The sequence below is a fragment of the Psychrobacter sp. S1-30-MNA-CIBAN-0213 genome, from assembly GCF_040309845.1.
Classification (GTDB): Bacteria; Pseudomonadota; Gammaproteobacteria; order Pseudomonadales; family Moraxellaceae; genus Psychrobacter.
This window is the reverse complement of record NZ_JBEOPE010000004.1, coordinates 18,490-39,724: the sequence shown is the minus strand read 5'-3', so window position 1 is coordinate 39,724 and position 21,235 is coordinate 18,490. Positions and strand designations below refer to the sequence as shown.

General features: G+C 41.7%; 15 protein-coding genes. 13 read left to right on the top strand and 2 right to left on the bottom strand.

The features are described 5' to 3' along the window. Positions 1-17: 17 nt before the first annotated feature. Complete coding sequence (gene glnA, locus AAEY87_RS05215; RefSeq protein ID WP_068035497.1) at positions 18-1,427, bottom strand: type I glutamate--ammonia ligase; 1,410 nt, start codon at positions 1,425-1,427, stop codon at positions 18-20. Between the two features lie 707 nt (positions 1,428-2,134). On the opposite strand from glnA, the gene AAEY87_RS05210 reads away from it, so the two are divergent. From AAEY87_RS05210 to AAEY87_RS05190, 5 genes are all read left to right on the top strand, one after another. Continuing rightward, entirely contained in the window at positions 2,135-2,758 is a 624-nt protein-coding gene (locus AAEY87_RS05210) for an anthranilate synthase component II (protein ID WP_068035495.1), read from the top strand. 96 nt (positions 2,759-2,854) lie between these two features. Beyond that, complete coding sequence (trpD, locus tag AAEY87_RS05205; protein ID WP_350656236.1) at positions 2,855-3,991, top strand: anthranilate phosphoribosyltransferase; 1,137 nt, start codon at positions 2,855-2,857, stop codon at positions 3,989-3,991. 96 nt (positions 3,992-4,087) lie between these two features. Further along, complete coding sequence (gene trpC, locus AAEY87_RS05200; RefSeq protein WP_350656234.1) at positions 4,088-4,963, top strand: indole-3-glycerol phosphate synthase TrpC; 876 nt, start codon at positions 4,088-4,090, stop codon at positions 4,961-4,963. 92 nt (positions 4,964-5,055) lie between these two features. Beyond that, complete coding sequence (locus tag AAEY87_RS05195; RefSeq protein WP_350656233.1) at positions 5,056-5,787, top strand: Smr/MutS family protein; 732 nt, start codon at positions 5,056-5,058, stop codon at positions 5,785-5,787. 149 nt (positions 5,788-5,936) lie between these two features. Further along, positions 5,937-6,569: a DNA-3-methyladenine glycosylase family protein gene (locus AAEY87_RS05190; protein ID WP_068035487.1), complete on the top strand. Its 633-nt coding sequence runs from the start codon at positions 5,937-5,939 to the stop codon at positions 6,567-6,569. Between the two features lie 44 nt (positions 6,570-6,613). On the opposite strand, the gene AAEY87_RS05185 is transcribed toward AAEY87_RS05190, so the two are convergent. Then, the gene (locus AAEY87_RS05185; RefSeq protein ID WP_350656232.1) at positions 6,614-8,557 is read right to left on the bottom strand and encodes a mechanosensitive ion channel family protein; all 1,944 of its coding nucleotides are present in this window, start codon (positions 8,555-8,557) and stop codon (positions 6,614-6,616) included. 421 nt (positions 8,558-8,978) lie between these two features. On the opposite strand from AAEY87_RS05185, the gene AAEY87_RS05180 reads away from it, so the two are divergent. The 8 genes from AAEY87_RS05180 (at position 8,979) to AAEY87_RS05145 (ending at position 20,778) form a co-directional block, all read left to right on the top strand. Continuing rightward, the gene (locus tag AAEY87_RS05180) at positions 8,979-10,874 is read left to right on the top strand and encodes a TonB-dependent receptor domain-containing protein (RefSeq protein ID WP_350656231.1); all 1,896 of its coding nucleotides are present in this window, start codon (positions 8,979-8,981) and stop codon (positions 10,872-10,874) included. Positions 10,875-11,221: 347 nt separating this feature from the next. After that, positions 11,222-12,646 (top strand): adenosylhomocysteinase, encoded by a 1,425-nt coding sequence (gene ahcY, locus AAEY87_RS05175; RefSeq protein ID WP_350656230.1) that lies wholly within the window; start codon positions 11,222-11,224, stop codon positions 12,644-12,646. Between the two features lie 13 nt (positions 12,647-12,659). Continuing rightward, positions 12,660-13,514: a methylenetetrahydrofolate reductase gene (locus tag AAEY87_RS05170; protein ID WP_350656229.1), complete on the top strand. Its 855-nt coding sequence runs from the start codon at positions 12,660-12,662 to the stop codon at positions 13,512-13,514. 197 nt (positions 13,515-13,711) lie between these two features. Beyond that, the gene (locus AAEY87_RS05165; RefSeq protein WP_350656228.1) at positions 13,712-14,644 is read left to right on the top strand and encodes a 16S rRNA (uracil(1498)-N(3))-methyltransferase; all 933 of its coding nucleotides are present in this window, start codon (positions 13,712-13,714) and stop codon (positions 14,642-14,644) included. 126 nt (positions 14,645-14,770) lie between these two features. After that, entirely contained in the window at positions 14,771-16,480 is a 1,710-nt protein-coding gene (locus tag AAEY87_RS05160) for a putative bifunctional diguanylate cyclase/phosphodiesterase (RefSeq protein WP_350656227.1), read from the top strand. Positions 16,481-16,861: 381 nt separating this feature from the next. Continuing rightward, complete coding sequence (locus AAEY87_RS05155) at positions 16,862-18,655, top strand: acyl-CoA dehydrogenase C-terminal domain-containing protein (RefSeq protein ID WP_350656226.1); 1,794 nt, start codon at positions 16,862-16,864, stop codon at positions 18,653-18,655. Between the two features lie 393 nt (positions 18,656-19,048). Beyond that, a complete protein-coding gene (locus tag AAEY87_RS05150) occupies positions 19,049-19,471 on the top strand; it encodes a ribbon-helix-helix domain-containing protein (RefSeq protein ID WP_350656224.1) in 423 nt (140 codons plus the stop codon). Positions 19,472-19,527: 56 nt separating this feature from the next. Beyond that, on the top strand, positions 19,528-20,778 hold the full coding sequence (locus AAEY87_RS05145; protein WP_350656223.1) for an extracellular catalytic domain type 1 short-chain-length polyhydroxyalkanoate depolymerase: 1,251 nt from the start codon (positions 19,528-19,530) through the stop codon (positions 20,776-20,778). Positions 20,779-21,235 lie beyond the last annotated feature (457 nt).

The window sequence follows — 21,235 nt, the reverse complement described above, 5'->3', positions numbered from 1 at the left end:
AGCGCTTTAACTGTTAACTAGCAGCTGTAATATAAATCAAATTCAACTGGATGCACAGTAACATTGACACGCTGTACTTCTTCTTCTTTTAGCGCGATAAATGCTTCTAGCATCTCTTCAGTGAATACATCACCTTTTAATAAAAACTCATGATCATCACGTAACGCTTGTAGCGCGACCTCTAAGCTTTCAGCAACCGTTGGGATTTGCGCTTCTTCTTCTGGAGGCAAATCATACAAGTTTTTATCAGCGGCATCACCTGGGTGCATCTTATTTTGAATACCATCAAGGCCAGCCATCAGTAGCGCTGCAAAAGTTAAGTACGGGTTGGCTGCTGGATCAGGGAAGCGTGCTTCAACACGAACGGCTTTTGGGCTACTAACATGTGGAATGCGGATAGACGCTGAGCGGTTAGAAGCAGAATATGCCAGTTTGATAGGCGCTTCGTAATGTGGCACTAGGCGTTTATAACTGTTAGTCGAAGGGTTGGTAATAGCATTCAGAGCACGGGCATGATGGATAATGCCGCCAATGAAATATAGTGCTGTCTCAGACAGACCAGCATATTCATCACCAGAGAAAGTGTTTACACCGTCTTTTGAGATAGACATATGTACATGCATACCAGAGCCGTTATCACCGACCACAGGTTTTGGCATGAAAGTTGCCGTTTTGCCAAACTGATGGGCAACGTTATGAACGACGTACTTTAACTGCTGCACTTCGTCAGCTTTACGTACTAAAGTGTTGAATGCGACACCAATCTCTGACTGACAAGGCGCAACTTCATGATGATGGACTTCGATACAGCCTTCACCGATGATTTCTTCTAGACGCTCACACATGACAGAACGCATGTCCTGTGAGCTATCGATTGGTGGTACTGGGAAATAAGCGCCCTTAACACGTGGACGGTGTCCCATGTTACCCCACTCATAATCGTTGTTAGTCGACCATGCTGCTTCTTCAGCAACGATCTTATGGCTGACGCCTGACATCTCAATCGACCATTTTACTTCATCAAATACAAAAAACTCAGGCTCAGGACCAAAGTATGCAGTATCACCAATACCAGTCGATTTTAAGTATTCTTCAGCACGGCGAGCGATAGAACGCGGGTCGCGGTCATAGCCTTGCAAAGTCGTTGGCTCAATGATATCGCACGTGACTACAACGGTGACTGCATCAAAGAAAGGGTCAAGAAAAGCAGTATCTGGATCAGGACGCAAAATCATATCTGAAGCTTCAATACCCTTCCAACCAGCGATAGATGAGCCATCAAACATCTTGCCATCTTCCATTACTTCTTCGTCGATAGTAGAAGCTGGAAAGCTGATATGTTGTTCTTTACCACGAGTATCGGTAAAGCGAAAATCAACCCATTTTGCACTAGATGATTTGATAAGATCCAATAATTTATTAGACATGAATAGTCTCCCTTGTGGTTATCATGTTGTTACATTTTAAAGAGCTGTGCTCACTGTTATATTTAGGTATTAGCTCAGACTCATGATTGTGATATCGATCAATCACTTTCCTCTACCGCTTATAAGCTTACACGATGCTGGCGCTATTTTAGCAATATCTGATCAATAATGCTGAACAGTTATAACATCTCAACCAACTCATCTGCTAGATTTTAACCTTAAACTTATAATAATGAATGGTACGAGATGAATTTATATTAGCATCCTAATTGTAATATAAGGGTGCAAACCCTATGCCAAATTTATTTAGCAATCACGACCTAAAGTTAATTTTGTATGATAAACCATGGTAGGTATAGGATAAGTCTAAATTCAGCATCAAAACTATATATATGCCAACTCTATCACCTGCACAATAATAGGCGTTAATGATATGAAAAATGCACTAAATTAGTGCTCAAGTATTTTTGTGGTTTAAATTGGTGCGCAAAAAATCTTTATTTTTCTACAATAAGGTTAGTATTTAGTAAAATACGCTTGTAATAAAAAATAAAACCTCTAAGAACAGCTGGATAGATAGGTGTCCCGTTTGATACCCAGTAAAATAGTGGTAAGATATCAAGCTTCTATAAAATTTTGCCTGATAAATACGAGCATAATAGTAGAGCGTTTATAAATTATAACCATACCAATAGGTTGAGAGCATAATGATTCTGATGATCGATAACTACGACAGCTTTACGTACAATATTGTACAGTACTTCGGTGAATTACAGCAGGACATCACCGTCTGGCGTAACGATCAAGTCACAATCGAACAGATTAAAACCCTTGCTCCCGATGTCATCGTCATTGGCCCTGGCCCTTGTGATCCAGATCGTGCGGGTATTTCCTTAGAAGTGATTGATACCTTTAAAGGCGTTGTCCCTATCTTGGGGATATGCTTGGGTCATCAAGCGATTGGGCAAGCATTTGGCGGACAAGTGGTCAAAGCCGGTGAAGTCATGCACGGACGCTTATCAGCTGTTTATCATACTGGTCAAGGCGTTTTTACCGACCTACCTAACCCATCACAAGTGACGCGTTATCATTCCCTCGTGATTGATAAAACTAGCTTACCGGATTGTTTAGAGATGACTGCGTGGACACAAAACAAGGATGGTAGCATTGAAGAGATTATGGGCATACGTCATAAAGTTTTCGCAATCGAAGGTGTTCAATTCCATCCCGAATCCATCTTAAGTGAAGCAGGATATCAGCTGCTTAATAATTTTTTGCGGACCCATAATCTGGCAGTATTATCTGCAGATGAGTTGCCGCAAGTGGGCTAGCTGACTATTAAAACTGGATTTAAAGTCTAAACCGACAAAACCAATCCAAACGTCTAATTAAAACCAATGTAAAAAATAATAAGAAGTGAGACCTTAATGACCACTGCTAATTTACAGGAAAACTATAAACCAGCTGCTCATATACCAGATGATATTGCTCAGCTTTCTGATGAAGGCGTTCATCAGTTATTGACCACTGCCTTGGGTAGAATTTTTCAGCATATTGATTTAACTTTCGACGAGATGTATCAAGTCATGCTCATTATTATGCAGGGCAGATGTAGCAATGCCATGATGGGTGCTATTTTGGCTGGTCTGCGTATGAAAGGTGAATCAATTGATGAAATTACTGCGTCGGCTAGTGCCATGCGCGCGTTGGCTGCCAATATTGCACCAAAGAACTGTGATTATTTAGTTGATATCGTCGGCACAGGCGGCGATGGCGCTAATTTATTCAACGTATCTACTGCGTCAGCCTTCGTTGTCGCTGCAGCTGGTGCGCAAGTTGCTAAGCATGGCAACCGCGGAGTATCGACTAAGTCTGGTAGTTCCGACTTACTTGAGCAAGCGGGTATCAGTTTGGCACTTACGCCTGAACAAGCGAAAGACTGTATCGAAAATGAAGGTATTGGCTTTTTATTTGCACCCAACCACCATAGTGCCATGCGTTATGCCAATCCGGTACGCCGTGAGCTTAAAGCACGGACCATTTTTAACATCTTAGGGCCTTTGACCAACCCAGCTGGGACACCTAATTTAGTCATTGGTGTATTTACTGCCCAGCTGTGTGAGCCTATCGCTAAAGTCATGAAAAATTTAGGCGCACGTCATGTCATGGTTGTCGGCGCAAAAGACGGTTTGGATGAAATCAGCCTTGCAACTTCGACCACGGTCGCTGAGTTAAAAGACGGTGAAATATCAGTCTATGAGATGATGCCAGAAGATGCTGGCATCGAATCACAAACCCTTATCGGTCTCGATGTCGACTCTCCTGAGCAAAGTCTTGAGCTGATACGCGCTGCTTTATCGGGTGAGGACACCCATGATCGTGCTGTGCTCAAAGCGCGTGATATGATTGCACTAAATGCAGGAGCGGCGATATACACCGCAGGACTTGCCAGCAACTACTCGAATGGTGTGAGCCGAGCGCAAAAAGTTATTCAAAATGGCGATGCTTTGACTAAGCTTGAATCATTAGCCAAGTATACACAGCAGCTAGTAGCTAATAGCTAATAGCTAATAGCTAATGCTTAACTTATACAACATTGTTAAAAGATACAAACCTAGCAATCACTGTGTATTTACATTCAACGATATTCGGATAACAGCATGACCACAACCAATACAGATATTCCCTCAGTGTTACAGCGTATTGTCGCGACTAAGCAAATCGAGGTAAAAGCAGCTCGTGAGGCGCTATCTCTTGGAAATCTCCAAGCAAAAGTAGCCGCTGATAATAAATCACGCCGTGGCTTTGCAGCAGCCCTACGAGCTGCCAGTGACAAAAACAACGGTGTCGGCATCATCGCTGAAATTAAAAAAGCATCACCATCTAAGGGCATCATTAATCATAACTTTGCGCCCGCTTTGTTTGCTCAGCAATATGGGCAAGCTGGTGCCAGTTGCTTATCTGTATTGACTGATCGTGATTATTTTCAGGGTGATGACAGCTATCTTATCCAAGCTTCTAACGCTACAAGCCTGCCTATATTGCGCAAAGATTTTATGATTGATGTTTATCAAATTTATCAATCTTATTTGATGGGTGCAGATTGTGTTCTGTTAATCATGGCTTGCCTTGACGATACCCAGTTACAAGAGCTACATGCGCTGAGTATCGAATTAGGTATGGATGTATTGATTGAAGTACATACCAAAGCTGAGCTTGAGCGCGCACTCCAGCTGCCACGTTCAGAGCACAATATTTACGGCATTAATAATCGTGATTTAAATACTTTCGATGTCAATTTGCAAACTACTCTCGATTTAAAAAATATTTTAATCGAAGCTTTGGCTACTGACGCTGATAGTACAGCGCAGAAACCACTTATCGTTACCGAAAGTGGTATTCATAGTAGCGATGATATTCGTTTGATGTTAGACCACGATATTCAGCATTTTTTAATTGGTGAGCAGTTCATGAAGACCGATCACCCTGGACAAGCGTTACAATCCTTACTTGCGGGCGTCGCAGCAGACGAGTAAAGTAACTGAAATAGCTTAATTTAAGATTAGATAGCTTTTAAAGGGCTAATAAAAAAATCACTCATTCATTAACCAACGATACGTTAACTTTTATGGCAAACTCTCTATTTTCAAAAGAAATGCAAGATCAGCTCAAAGAGCTCAAAGGGCAACTGAGCAAAGGTCATGATACTACTTCACCTGATGGCGTAGATCAAAAGCCAACAGAACCTGTTTCATTGCTAACCCAAAAGCAAGTAAAGAAAACAGTCAAACAGTTAGACAGTGAACATATCGATGATGATAAAGTTCTGTTTATGCAAGCGATGCACGGCGTAAATCAACTTGATGATAAGAACGTTCGTTCACCAGCCAACGCATCAAAAGCACGCAAACCTGATGCAGCTACTCTCTCAAAACGTGCAGCTGCTCAAGGTGGTGAAAGTAGCGATTTGGGTGCAGGTTTATCAGATATGCAAGCGCTACTTAACCCTGTGGCAGCTGAAGCTTACTTATCATATAAACAGCCTACGCTGCAAAATAAGATCTTTACTCAGCTGAAACAAGGCAAGCTACGTTGGTATGACGCCGTAGATATTCATGGCTGTACTATTGAGGAAGCACGTGCTGCTATGACTCAATTGCTAAGCCAAGCCAAGCAGAACAATGAGACTATGGTAAAAATTGTCCATGGCAAAGGTAGCGAAGCTATTCTGAAAACCTGTGTAAATGGTTGGCTACGTCAGTTACCAGAAGTATTAGCTTTTTGCTCTGCCCCGCCAAAAGATGGCGGTAACGGCGCAGTACTGGTACTACTCAAAAAATCTAAAACAGATGGCGAATAGCTTTTAGTGTTAGATCAGTAAAAGAGATGAAAAGGACTGCAAATGGCAGTCCTTTTTTGTATAAATAAATCCTATATTTCTTTAACAGCAAGCTTTAGATAAACATCTAGACTATTTTTAGGCACGTTTTTTATTAGAGTGAATCCATTATGAGCACACAGATTATTGAGAGCCCTCAAGAGCTAGAAGAACACATCATTAAATTAATTGCCATTGAACCAAGATTTGCGCTTGTCTATGAGCAAGTTGGTGTGCCTAGCCTTAGGCACAATGCAGGTGGGTTTAAACAATTGATGAGAGCGATGGTCGGTCAACAGTTATCTGTGGCAGCTGCTGCAAGTATTTGGCAACGATTGGTTGATGCTGATTTGACCAATCCACAAGCGATTACTGAGGCAACAGACGAGACCTTACGGACACAAGGTTTATCTAAACAGAAAATTCGTTATACTCGATCTTTAGTAGATCATGATATAGATTTTGTAGCACTGGAAACTATGACGAATGAGGACGTGACTAAAACCTTAACCGCTGTTACGGGCATCGGACGTTGGACTGCTGAGATGTATTTATTGTTTTCTTTGAAACGAGCAGATGTGCTTGCAGTCGATGATTTGGCGATTAAAGTTGCAGCAATGCAGTTGTTAGATCTCACAGAACGTCCAACCCCAAAACAATTGAAAATTCTGATCGAAGTATGGTCACCGCATCTTAGCGCCGCAAGTTTACTACTATGGGCGCACTACGGCCTCTTGCGTAAGAAAACTGCAGTGCCTTTATAAACGCATAACTAACAAAACGTTAAGTGACTTCCTTAAATGACCCTCTAAGGCTGATTCCATATAGAAAGGCTGAAGTTCTTTTTGGCGTGCCTGAACTTACGTTTTGCTAAAGCATAATTACTCCCTTTATGGGATTTTTTTCCATCAGCCTTTCTAATTCTTTCTTGTTTCTTATTAGCTGCTTTATCCTTTTTAGTACTGTCGACATCTTTGTTTAAATCAACAGCATTATCTTGCTTGCCATCCGTATCCGTATCCGTATCCGTATCCGTACTGGTATTACTTCCATTTTCTGAATCTGCTAATAGTTCAGCTGTATTATTTTGACTATCGCTGTTTTCACTATTATTTTTTCCATCATCACTATTTTCAATATCGTTTTCCATATGCTGTTCAAGCTCAGCTTGGTTAACGATCAATTGCTGCGTTGGCAATGCGTGTTCGACTTTATATTTTTTCACTTGAGTTAATACATCAACGAATACTACGTTTTGCTTATCATAAAATTCCATTACATCATTAGCATTGATATAGGCCTGTAATTGAATGACATAACAATCTTGACGCAGCTCTAAAATATTGACTTGGTTCCATTCTTGGTTGGTCAAGTAATGCTCATTTAAAAATTCATCCAAGTCTTTTACCATTTTAAAGACAACTTCGATATCAGCAGTACGCTTTAGATATAACTGATGAAAAAACCGGAACATATCGCGAGAGGTAAAGTTCTCAATTTGCATAGATGAGAAGTCACCATTCGGTACAGTAACAATTGTACGAGATAGCGTACGGACACGTGATGAGCGAATACCAATATCAACTACCGTACCTTCATAAGTACCAAACTTGCAATAGTCACCTATCCGAACTGGCGAATCTGCTACCACTACGACACTACCAACAAGGTTCTCAATCGTCTTTTGTGCACCAAGCGCTAAGGCTAAACCACCCACACCTAAAGCAGCGATACCAGTCGTCAAATCGAAGCCCAAATTACCAAATATGACAATAACAGCGAATATTAATAACAGCGCTTTGACAACTTTACGCAGTAGACCTAAAATGGAGACACGTTCAGTATAGTTTTTCTTATAGCTTAAGTTGACAGCACGAGTAAAAATCGCATCGATTACTCGTAGTAGTAACCAAGTTATAGCGAGCCAAGAAGCGATATCAGTAAAACGATTGACTGGCTCACGCAGTGTTACTGACACGCCAGCATAAACCATCACTTCAGATAAGATGAGTGCCATAATCACGACAGCCAGTGGCAGTATAACCTTGTCAGGCACAGGCAGTGGCACATCGCGTACTCGTGGGTAGGCAATTTTTAGCAAATGATACAGTATCCAAACCATGATATAAGTCAGTACAAAGCTACTGATAATCATAGTTAGTGCAGCGACCAGATCCGTCAGCTGATAGCCAAATAGTTTTTTGCCTTCAAGCGAGTCAATCGTATAACGCGAGACTAAAGTAGGATTGGTATTTTCTAAAACTTCTGGTATTGAATTAAGCGTATCAGTGGAGAATTGCCAGTACTGCTCACCTTGCTTGGACACGACCCTCTCAAGCAACAGCGGCACACTTTTTTCACCAATATTAATACTACCTACATTTTCTTGGCTTGGCGGCAGCTGGTCAGTTAAATTACCCTCAGGCGTATTATTGAGCTGCAAGTCAGCCTGAAAGCGACCACCAGCGTCAAGCGCCTGTTTGAACTCCCGCACAGCTGTCGTTGGATTGTCAGATTTGGATAAATTAAGATAGTTGCTTGCTAGTAAGTAGTCATTTTCACCTAGCGCACTGATAAACCCTTGTACCGTATGGCGTGGTGTATCACGTCCAAACGAATCTGGCAACGGTTCGCGTACAGTCTCTTCACTACTACCACCTACACCAAGCGCACCAGCTCCCGCTTCAGCAGCAATAGCGGTATTCGGCAATACCATACTCAATATCAAAGCAATCAAAAGTGACACTATCATTAAAGATGTTTTGCTTAATGAGATTGATGCAGTAGCAGAGTTTAGATAACACTTAATAGACAAAACAAACCTCTTAGATTTATGAATAGCACAACAAAAAACAGAAAAAACCTGCCACTATGATAGCAATTATTTGCAACATCAGTACTTTTGATTGCGCGTTTTATCGTAACCTACGTTAGTAATTTATTTCTTATTCCGTGGCGCTACTTTGCTAATATTCCTTATAAAACGACTCACAAATTGATTGTGATAATCTTTAGATGAATAAATAGCAGCTCATCATGAAATCCATTCAGCTTACCGTGAAGAAACATTAGGTTAAAGTTGTTTATAAAGCAGTAACTTTTATAGATAATGAGCACAGCTGTCACCTTATGACATTTTTGGTAATTTTGGCTCGATAACTTTTGGATTAATTATGACTTTTTTACGTTCAACTTCGACTACTTATCTTCGTTTGAGCATTTTAAGCGCGCTTGGTCTTCTTGCATTCAACACAGCGATAGCAGCGACACCTGAAATCAACGATAGCGGATTGCCACAAGTTGAGCTTGATGAAATCGTTGTGACGGCTACGCGCACCCCTACCAAAATCAGCAACACCATCGCCCAGACTCGTGTGGTTGACAGTGAAGAGCTACAACGTTATCAGGGTCAAAGCGCCCTTGAAGTGCTCAAACATCAGCCTGGTATCAGTCATTATACTAATGGCGGTCCTGGAACCACTTCAAACTTCTACATGCGTGGGTATGGTAGTAATCAAATCTTAGTCTTAATCGATGGTATACGCTATAGTTCAATTAGTGCGGGTGGCGCGACCCTTAGCTTATTACCTGCCGATCAAATCGACCGTATTGAGATTTTATACGGTGCATCAGGCTCTAGTATCTATGGCTCAGACGCTATGGGTGGTGTCATTCAAGTATTTACAAAAGGTGCAAACGTTGACAGAACCAATTTTTCGGTAACGGTTGGGGCAGGCTCACATGACGAATATCTGTATGGTGCCAGTGCACAATTTGCTAATAAGACAGGAACGACATTGAGCCTATCAGCAAGCCATAATGAGACGGATGGCTTTAATGCAACTTTACCAGATTCTTATGGCTATAATAAAGATGACGATGGTTTCGAAAGTGATAACGTCAGCCTTGCCTTAACTCAACGCATTAATGACCAATGGCTTGCAGGTGCAAGCGCCTTATATAGCAAGTCTACCACTGACTTTGATAATGGCGCGGCAGAAGATACTTATTCTGATCAAGAAAATGGTGCAGCACAAGCGTTTGTCGATTGGCGTTACATGCCAGGTTCTTCTGTAAAGCTACAATATGGACATTCTATAGATAAGTCTGATAATCCAACCTATAGCAGTGTTTATGATACTAAACAAGATCAAATTAGCCTAGTGGGTCAACATAAGCTTCCAGTTGGTCAGGGTATTTACGGCGTAGAATATCTCAATCAAAGTATCGATACGACTCAATATGATGTTGATAGTCGCGATGTCACCAGTGCATTTTTAGGTTATGTTCTGGCTAATAATCAGTTTGATGCGCAAGCTAACTTACGTTTCGATGATGACTCACAATATGGTAATGAAACCACTTATAATTTAGGCGGTGCTTATCATATTAATCCTAACTTACGCACTGGTGTCAATTATGCAAAAGGCTTTCGTGCACCAACTTTCAATGATTTATACTATCCTGGCTCAGGTAATCCTAGCTTAAAACCTGAAACCAGCGATAATTATGAAGCCTTTATTGAATACGATAATGATGTGCAGTCGACGCGTTTGACTGGCTATCATAATAAAGTTGAAGACTTAATTGGTTATGTTGCTAACCCTACTCCTGAAGATCAGTGGGCAGGCAGCAGTGAAAATGTTGATGAAGCTAAAATCAAAGGGTTATCGCTAACCTCAGATTGGGTAATTGATAATTATCTGTTCGGTGGTAGCTATGACTATCAAGAAGCAAAAAACAATAGTGGCGGCAATAATGATGGCAACTTTCTATCTATTCGTCCTGAACATAAAGGTCTAGTCTACTTAGGCTATCGTTTACCAAGCGTAGATATCCGTGCTGAATATCAATACGTAGGCGATTATTATAGCGGTGTTGCCAACACTGATGCACAACTCGTTGAGGATTATGGCCTGTTCAATATCAGTGGTAACTATCAATTAACTGATAGTCTATCTATGACGGCGCGTTTAAATAATATTACTAACGAGAAGTACACGACCATACCAGGTTATAATACCGACGGTACTAACTTCTTTACCTCACTAACTTATAACTGGTTCTAAGTTTATTTAAAGGTATAAAAAGCCAGTATTTGTTTAAATACGAAAAGGTCATCAATCGATGGCCTTTTTTACGTCTATTAAAACTGCAAAACTATATATACCTTTATTACCTAACATTTATGTTATCCAGTAGGTGACAATCGCAGACTCATCTATTACAATAACGACCTCCGAGAGGTGTTGCACCATAATTATTGATCTTTGTATTCAGGCTATAGAGCCATATAAATCATAAACTATGTTAGGCTCGGTTAACTGTTGAGCGTCCATCATTTTGGATACTGACAGCGCAAACAACGGCACCTGCGTTTTTATTCTTTTTATCTATTAACTGATAGGAGCATATTATGGACGCAGTGTCTAACATACCATCTGCCCATACGATCAATCTCTCTTTTACTGACTATAAAGTTGCTGACATCAGCTTAGCTGACTACGGTCGCCGTGAAATCTCCCTTGCTGAAGCCGAAATGCCTGCCCTAATGGGTTTGCGTCGTCGCTATGAAGCTGACCAACCGCTCAAAGGCGCAAAAATCGCCGGCTGTATTCACATGACCATCCAGACTGCTGTCCTTATCGAGACACTAGTCGCGTTAGGTGCTGAAGTACGCTGGACTTCATGTAACATCTTCTCAACTCAAGATCATGCTGCTGCGGCTATTGCGGCTGCTGGTATCTCTGTTTATGCTTGGAAAGGCGAAACCGAAGAAGAGTATGAGTGGTGCTTACGTCAACAAATCCATGTTGGCGGTGAAGAATCAGGTCAGCTTTGGGATGCAAACTTAATTTTGGATGATGGCGGTGATTTAACCGCGTTGATTCACAATGATTATGCCCAAATGCTTGATAGCATCCATGGTATCTCAGAAGAGACTACTACAGGTGTGCATCGCTTGGTTGAGATGCTCAATAAAGGCACGCTAAAAGTACCAGCGATCAACGTCAACGACGCGGTTACTAAATCTAAAAATGACAACAAATATGGCTGCCGTCATAGCTTAAATGACGCCATCAAACGTGCTACTGACATGTTCCTTGCTGGTCGCCGCGCTCTAGTTATTGGTTATGGTGATGTGGGTAAAGGCTCTACGCAAAGTCTACGTCAAGAAGGCATGATTGTACGTGTCTCAGAAGTCGATCCTATCTGTGCCATGCAGGCATGTATGGATGGCTTTGAAGTATTATCACCTTACATCAATGGCGATAACACTGGCGGCGCAGAAAATATCAACAAGCGCTTGCTCGAAGATACCGACATGATTGTCACCACTACTGGCAACTACCATGTTTGTGATAGACACATGCTAGCCGCATTGAAGCCGGGCGCCGTGGTCTGCAACATCGGTCACTTTGACACCGAAATCGACACGCAATTTATGCGTGACAACTGGCGCTGGGTTGAGATCAAGCCACAAGTGCATCAAATCTTCCGCTCAGACGATGAAAACGATTATTTGATTTTGCTTGCTGAGGGTCGTCTAGTAAACCTAGGTAACGCAACCGGTCACCCATCACGTGTGATGGACGGCTCATTTGCCAACCAAGTATTGGCACAAATGTATCTGTTCGAAGAAAAGTTCGCTGACTTGCCAGTTGATGAGCGCACTGACAACTTATACGTCAGAGTATTGCCTAAAAAACTCGACGAAGAAGTCGCTGCTGCGATGGTTGCAGGTTTTAACGGTACGCTAACCAAGCTGACTGAAAAGCAAGCGGAGTATTTGGGTGTGCCTGTCGAAGGTCCGTTCAAGCCTGACGCTTATAAATACTAAAAGGAGCTAGCCTGTGAGTAAGCCTGCTTTCTCCTTTGAGTTTTTCCCTGCTAAAACCGAGCAAGGTCACGAAAAGCTACTTAGCACTTACGATGAGTTGAATAAGCTATCACCGACCTACTTTTCGGTAACGTATGGTGCTGGCGGTTCAACTCGTAGCCGCACCTTAGATATCGTACAAACATTATGTGCACGCGGTGAGACAGATATTGCGCCGCACATGTCTTGTATTGGCGATGACAAGACTGAAATAGCCGAACTCTTAACGCATTATAAAAGCTTAGGTATCAAGCGTTTGGTAGCCCTGCGTGGTGATTTACCCTCAGGTCAGGTCGGCATGGGTGAGCTGCCGTTTGCATTAGACTTAGTTAAGTTTATTCGTGAACATTCAGGCGATCACTTCCATATCGAAGTGGCTGCGTATCCTGAAATGCATCCACAAGCACGTAGCTTTGAGTTTGATATTGACAACTTGGTCAATAAATACCAAGCTGGCGCCAATGCTTCGATCACCCAGTTCTTTTATAACGCTGATAGCTATTTGTATCTGCGTGATACTTTAGAGAAGCGCGGTATCGATACAGTAGTACAGCCATTGGTGGCTGGTATTATGCCTATTACTAACTCTAGTAACCTAATGCGCTTTGCTGATAGCTGTGGTGCTGATATTCCACGTTACGTGCGCAAGCGATTGACTGATTTCGGTGATGATCGTAAAGCTATTCGCGAGTTTGGCTTTGATGTCGTCTATCGTCTGTGTGAGCGCTTAATCAGCGAGGGCGTACCTGCCATGCATTTTTATAGCATGAATAAAGTTGAGCCCAACAAGCGCTTAGTTGAAGCTTTAGGTCTTACTTCCCAGATTTAACGCAAATTCTTCTAATGGCTGGCATTCTTTGGAATGCCAGCTTTTTTATGCTGTTCATTAATTTTGCATATCAATTAGATGGTTAAAAAATTTACTCTTATACTAAGCTCTATTTACTATAGAGATACTTTTACCTAAACAATATTCTGCTAAGATATTGAGAAAGATTATTGTTTGAAATACAGGACTAAGTGATTGTGCGACGTTTTTTTTATGCTATAAGTGATGAACGCGATGCCAGTAGCAACATCGATATCAATTACCCTAAACTGAGTACTTTATCTGTTGGCTCAGAGCTTGCATTAACAGAAGGTATCGTACATCACTGGTGCCGCGTATTACGTGCAAATGTTGGTGACCAAGGTATTCTGTTCGATGGTTTTGGTGGTGAATATCGTGTACAGCTACAAGAGATTAGTAAAAAGCACGCAACCGTCACCTTATTAGCACATTTAGATGATGATCGTAGTGCGCTTGTCATCAGCAAAATCGGCTTAGTGATGAGTCGTGGCGAACGTATGGACTATGCAATTCAGAAAGCCACTGAGCTAGGCGTGACCGCTATTCAGTTGTTAAGCAGCCATCATGGTGAAGTTAATTTAAAACCTGCGCAAGTAGACAAAAAGCTTTTACACTGGCAGCAAGTAGCTATCGCCGCATGCGAGCAGTGCGGATTAAATCGACCGCCGCTTATTCTTGCACCTCAGTCTATTGACCAATGGTTGAGAGCAGATACAGCTATTAACGCTGTGAGCAAAGTTACTGCTAACAGTATAAATGAGAATACTGAGAAAAATATTAACGGCCTGCCCGTCAGCCCTATTGTCGCGGCACTAAGCCAAGATGCTTACTATCAGATATTACAGCAGCCAGCAGACTTACGCTTACAAATGAGTGTGCCAGCAGCAGGACAACCCGCTATGCCTGAGTCCTTGTTAGCAGTACTGAAACGCGAATCACCCTATATCAAGCTATTGATTGGCCCTGAAGGTGGACTGAGTGACGATGAGCGTGCGCAAGCAGAAAAAGCTCACTTTTCCCCTTGGCAAATCGGTAATCGAGTACTCCGTACAGAGACGGCACCTGTAGTCGCTCTAGCCACATTAAATGCGCTTTATCATCAACATTAATAAACAAACATACTCATTTATTATTAAAAATGAAATCCAGTGAGTGAATGCCTAATGACTATCTTACTCGCTAAGCTTATGAAAATGTGCATGACTACCACCTTGATTGACTATTGAGTCTCAATTATGACTACCTTTGTTCCCATCTCACCATCGATTAAGCAGCAATTATTATTGGAGCTGTGTGAGCGCTTGGAAGATGCCGTATTTATCCTAGATGCAAATCTACGCTATATGTCAGTTAATGCTGCTTATGAAGCAATGATTGGTTTTGAAGAGCCATTTATGATTGGTCGACCACTTGGTATATATGCCGCTGAATTCCTATCAGAGAAAGAGCGTTCTATATTACAAGATATATCTAATCGACTGGATGACGATGGTTTTTATGAAAATAATTTTTCCCTATTAAACCGCTACGGTCGAACACTTAACTGCCATATATCTTACCGTAGGATCTATGTCGATGAAACCGTTTATTATGTAGGAATGGTGCGCGATATCTCCTCAGTCGTAGAAGACCAACAACAAGTCGCCCATCTACTTAATCACAATCAGCTGACAGGTCTACCCAATCGCAAAGTGTTTTTGAGTCAGACCAATGATGTATTGATGGATAGCTTCCAAGAAGTGGTTATTATTCGAGTAAATATCGACCGTTATCGTATTTTGATTAACAATCTCGGACAAGACAACGTCGATGCCCTTATCAAAGAATTTGTCGCTAGAATCAATGGCCTTGAGCTTAATCAACTACTGTGCTTTTCACACTTAGGTGGTGATGATTTTGGGTTGTTATTCGAGTTTACAGATGCCCATATGGTACGCCATGAGCTCGATAGCTTGATGCATATGTGTGAGCGACCATTTGTCTTAAACAGCACTAGTATCTATTTGCAAATCTCCGTCGGCGTTAGCTATTACCCTAAAGACGGTAATCAATTGAGCAGCTTACTAAACAAGGCTGAAAAGGCTTTACAGTATGCTAAGGAACATGGAGGCGATGATGTTTGGTGGTATAACGATGAGCTAAACTGTCCATCAATTGATAGTATGCAGTTAGAGACCGAGCTGCGTGAAGCGATAGTTGCTAAGCAGTTCATAGCATATTATCAGCCTAAAGTAGCTCTAGATACTGGGGTTATTACTGGTTTTGAGGCATTGGTACGCTGGCAACATCCTACACGCGGGCTACTACAACCAAAGGACTTTATTGAAGCTATTATTAAACATAAACTGTCATTTGATTTATTTCGCCAAATGGCTTTTCAAATTGCTGAGCAGCTATGCATTTGGGAGTCAATGAACTTTACCCAACATGTCTGTATTAATGCGGATGCTGCTGAATTTAGCCATCCTGAGTTTTTTGACTTTGTAAGCAATCTCTTTACTCAATACTCTATTCAACCTCACCAATTGCATATTGAGGTCACTGAATCTTCTCTCATGCTACGGCACGCTAGTGTTAAGCAACAGCTTATTGCTCTAAAAGCACTGGGGGTTTGTTTAGCACTCGATGATTTTGGTACTGGCTACGCGTCGCTCAGTTATTTGCAAGAATACCCTTTTGACTTTATTAAAATTGATAAAAGCTTCATCGATAAAATCGTTGATAACCGTACGCAGTCCGCTATAGTTAAAGCTATATTAGATTTGGCTATTGCTCTAGATATGAGCGCTATCGCTGAAGGAATCGAGACCGAACAACAGCGCGATTTGTTATTACAAATGGGCTGTAAGTATGGACAAGGTTACTGGTTTGGTCGGCCCGTCTGCGCTGATATAGCAACCAAAATGTTGAGGCATTCGTCTCTTCCGAATACGGATCTCAATTAGTTTAAACAATCGTTACTACTATATAGATTGGCTTATATAGCTTTTTCTCGCACCTCTTCGCACCGTAGTTAGCCCTGTTTTAGTACTATTTTTTTGTTCGCTAACGTTGATTATATAAAGGATGCAAGATGGGTTGATGACTTATCAGTATTACAACCAAACTTGTATAATTCCCAGTGAACGCCTATCTTTTGTGGTGAATTTACTAATACAGTCATAATTCTTTTATCATTTTTCAACGTTATTTTATATGACCGGTGTCGTTGCTTCTAGTCATTAGTGTAGGCAAGTCTGATACCAGTAACATACTAACAGCTAAGATATCAATAAATAGAGTCGTTCATTCGCTGTCGGTCATACCCAAAAAAAGGACAGGAAGTTATGCAGTACAAAGCCCCTTTACGTGATATTCAATTCGTCATGCATGAGTTACTTGATAGCGAAAGCCACTATAAACGCTTACCAAAATTTCAAGAAGCTGACCGTGAACTAATGGACAGCCTGTTTGAGATGGCGGCAAGTTTTGCTGAAAATGAATTGTCACCGCTAAATCAAAGTGGCGATGCTGAGGGCTGCCAGTTTGATAATGGCAAGGTTACAACGCCTAAAGGCTTTAAAGAAGCTTATAAGCAGTATTGTGAGCTTGGCTTCCCTGCACTCTCTGCTGAAGAAGAATTTGGTGGTCAAAACATGCCGTTTTCACTATCTACAGTGATTAACGAGATGGTTGGTACTGCCAACTGGTCATTCTCTATGTATCCTGGCTTGTCACATGGCGCTATCCAAACCATCGAGCACCATGGTACTGACAGCCAAAAAGAAACTTATTTAGAAAAAATGGTCACTGGCGAATGGTCAGGTACTATGTGTCTTACTGAAGCACATGCGGGTTCTGACTTAGGTATTATCCGTACCAAAGCTCAGCCGAATGATGATGGCAGCTATAGCATTACTGGTCAAAAGATTTTTATTTCAGCTGGCGAGCATGACTTGGCTGAGAACATTATTCATATCTGCTTAGCGCGTTTGCCAGGTGCACCTGCTGGTACCAAAGGCATCTCATTATTTATCGTACCAAAGATAATGGTTAATGAAGACAATAGCTTAGGCGAAAACAATAACGTTGTCTGCGGCTCTATCGAGCACAAAATGGGTATTAAAGCCTCAGCGACTTGTGTGATGAACTTTGATGGTGCAATCGGTTATTTGATTGGCCCAGAAAACCGTGGCCTACAGTGCATGTTTACTTTTATGAACGTGGCACGTATCGGCACTGCTGTTCAAGGTCTAACTGCTGCAGAGTATGCGTTCCAAGGCTCGCTTACTTATGCCAAAGATCGTCTAGCAATGCGTTCACTATCAGGTGCTAAAGCGCCAGATAAAGTCGCTGATCCTATCATCGTGCATCCAGCTGTCCGTAATATGCTATTGACTGAAAAAGCCTTCGCTGAAGGTGGCCGCGCACTAGTATACTATCTCTCTCATTTTGCAGATACTGTCGCAAAAGGCGAAGGCGATGACCTTAAGTTTGCGGATCAAATGCTGTCATTACTGACGCCAATTGCAAAAGCGTTCTTAACTGAAACTGGTCTAGAAGCCGCTAATCATGGCGTGCAAGTCTACGGTGGTCATGGCTTTATTAGCGAATGGGGCATGGAGCAAAACGTCCGTGATACGCGTATCGCCTGCTTGTACGAAGGTACTACTGAGATTCAAGCGCTTGATCTACTTGGTCGTAAAGTCTTAGGCTCACAAGGCAAATTGCTTGCAAACTTTGTCAATATCATTCAAAATTTCTGCGAAGATAATAAAGACAACGATGAGATGGGCCAGTTCATCCGTCCACTTGCCAAGCATTTAAAAGAATGGGGCGATTTGACTGCACGTATTGGCATGCAAGCAACTGAAAACCCAGATGCCGTTGGCGGTGCTGCCGTTGATTACATGTATTTCAGTGGATATGTTACCCTTGCCTATTTATGGGCACGTATGGCATTGGTTGCTCAAACTGAGATTGCAAACGGCAACAGTGAACATGCCTTCTATGACGCCAAGGTTAAAACAGCACAGTTCTATTTTGCTAAGTTGTTACCGCGCACTACTACGCATGTACAACGTATCAGTACTGGTGTTGAGCCGTACATGAGCATGGACGTTGATCAATTTGCTTTTTAGAATCAAGCCTAGATAAATTCTATTATGGTTAGATGCTACGAATTTTGATCGATGAAGAATTTAGAAGCGGTATAAGGATCGGCAACATACTTAGATATGTTGCCGATTTTTTGGTATTGGCTTATTGATAGTGTGCAGTTTGATAAGTAATCTAAGTGCCATAGCCTACGATAGCTCATACTAATTTGAAATTTAGATCAGATATGTTACTTGTATAAGTTTTCCGCGTTGCTTTAATCTTTAAATTTTTAGGGATGGTATGAGTATAGATTTAAAAGTACTTTAAGAACTTTGCTTGTTAATTTTTATTAAAATATTAATTTTATACTCCAATTGGATTCCATATGGAGTATAATTACCACATCAAGCAGTTTTTACTCAAAGGAAGACACGATGGCAAGCAACAATATAACGCCTATTCGTACTAGAGCAGGTGATACAGAAAAGGTCACTATTAATTTAGGCTACGTTGATCTTGGACAAGTCGACTTAATGGTGCAGGAAGGTTTCTATTCTAATCGCACTGACTTTATTCGCACTGCGATACGCAATCAGCTAACCACGCATGCTGACGTGGTGCGTCAAACCGTTGCTCGTAAAACCTTAGAGTTAGGCCTACGTCATTACACCCGCGCCGATCTTGAAGACGTTCAAGAGCGTAATGAAAAATTACATATTCAAGTATTGGGTCTGGCGACCATCGCGGCAGACGTAACCCCAGAACTGGTGGAAGCTACTATTGAAAGTATTACGGTATTAGGCGTGCTGCAGGCAAGCCCAGAGATAAAAGCCGTATTGGTTAACAAAATGACTTAAGCATTTTCTTTTACGACCACTCTTAAAATTTGTATGAATGTAACGGGAAATAACAAATGAGTTTTTCAAAATTTAGCATGATACCACCGCATCTTGAAGAAGCGATGAAACTGATGAAATCAGGCCAGCTACAAGAGGCCACTAACTTAATTCAAAAGAACTTGAGCAGCGCAGCACCAGCCAGCCATACTGATGAGAAGACTATCAAGGATGTGACGCCTGATATAGCATCTGATGTGCCAACGCTACAAGATCGTTTGACCCCGACCCCGACGGACAAGCCTACAAGCACTGATAAGCTGTCCAGTAAACTGCCTAATCACTTGCAAGATCTTACAGATAAAATGAAGAATTTTAAGCTGGACTTACCAACGGTTATGAATGTGAGTACCCTGCGTACTGGGTTCAATACGCATAATGAGCCGACTATTCCTGACAATGCGCAATTTCTTAAAGGCACCCTTAAGTCATCTCAAGGAAATCATGACTACCGGTTATATATTCCCTCAAACTACACAAAAGCAGTGGAAGAAGGTTTACATTTACCTCTAATAGTCATGCTGCATGGTTGTACTCAATCACCGGAAGATTTTGCAGCGGGTACACGTATGAATGAGTTGGCAGAAGAACACCGTTGCCTGATCGTCTATCCTTCTCAGCCAGCTTCTGCTAATCAAAATCGCTGTTGGAACTGGTTTAAACCTACTGATCAACGGCAAGGTCAAGGTGAGCCTGCATGGCTTGCGGCATTAACTCAATCTATTATTAAAGATTACGCAGTGGACTCATCACGTGTATACATTGCAGGGCTATCCGCAGGCGCTGCTATGGCAGTGATTATGGCAGAGGCTTATCCAGAAATATATGCAGCGATTGGCGTGCATTCAGGGTTAGCTTATCGCAGTGCCACCGATCTGCCGTCTGCATTAATGACAATGCGTCAGGGTGGCGCAGCTACTCCAAAACGTACAGGGAGTAGTAAGTTTGTCCCGACGATTGTGTTTCATGGTGATCAGGATCATACGGTGAGTATCCGTAATGGCAGGCAGATCTTTGAGCAGGCAGAGCAGCACTTACAAGCGCAAGAAACTGGTTTAACGACCCATCAGCATAAGCAATGCTCTGAGCAAAATTGTCGCAGTACTCAACTAGAGATTCGTAATAGTAAAGGGGTTAGTCAGTTGGAATATTGGAAGATTCACGGGGCTGGGCATAGCTGGGCAGGCGGCAGTAGCGCTGGGTCTTACACTGATCCCAATGGTCCAGATGCTTCAAAGGAGATGCTGCGGTTTTTCTTAAATCACTAATTTTCAACGTGATTTATATAAAGATTTTAAGCTGCACTGTTTGCACCTCAAAGCTAAATCAGTAGTGGTATTAAGCGATACATGAGCATAAACGTTTATACATTTTCTTTTGAATTAAGCAGTTAGATATGCAGTTAGATATATAATCAAAAACTGCATTTGGACGTTAGTATAGTGATTTAAATGGCTTATTATCGGCAACGTACTTCAGTATGTTGCCGATTTATTTTGTTTAGATTAAGGTCTGTTGAACCTTCAAATATTTTATTTGCGCGCTGCAAGGGTGCATGCGAACTTTTAGTGTACGCACTATTCACTAAGAGATACACAAGCTCATCTACTAATTTGCTAAACTTTACTTATTGTCACCAGTCTAAATCTGATAAAAACCGTTGCAGTATTTACCGTTGCTCCTTAAGAACATCATGATAAATATAAGCAAATACTGTAGATAGCT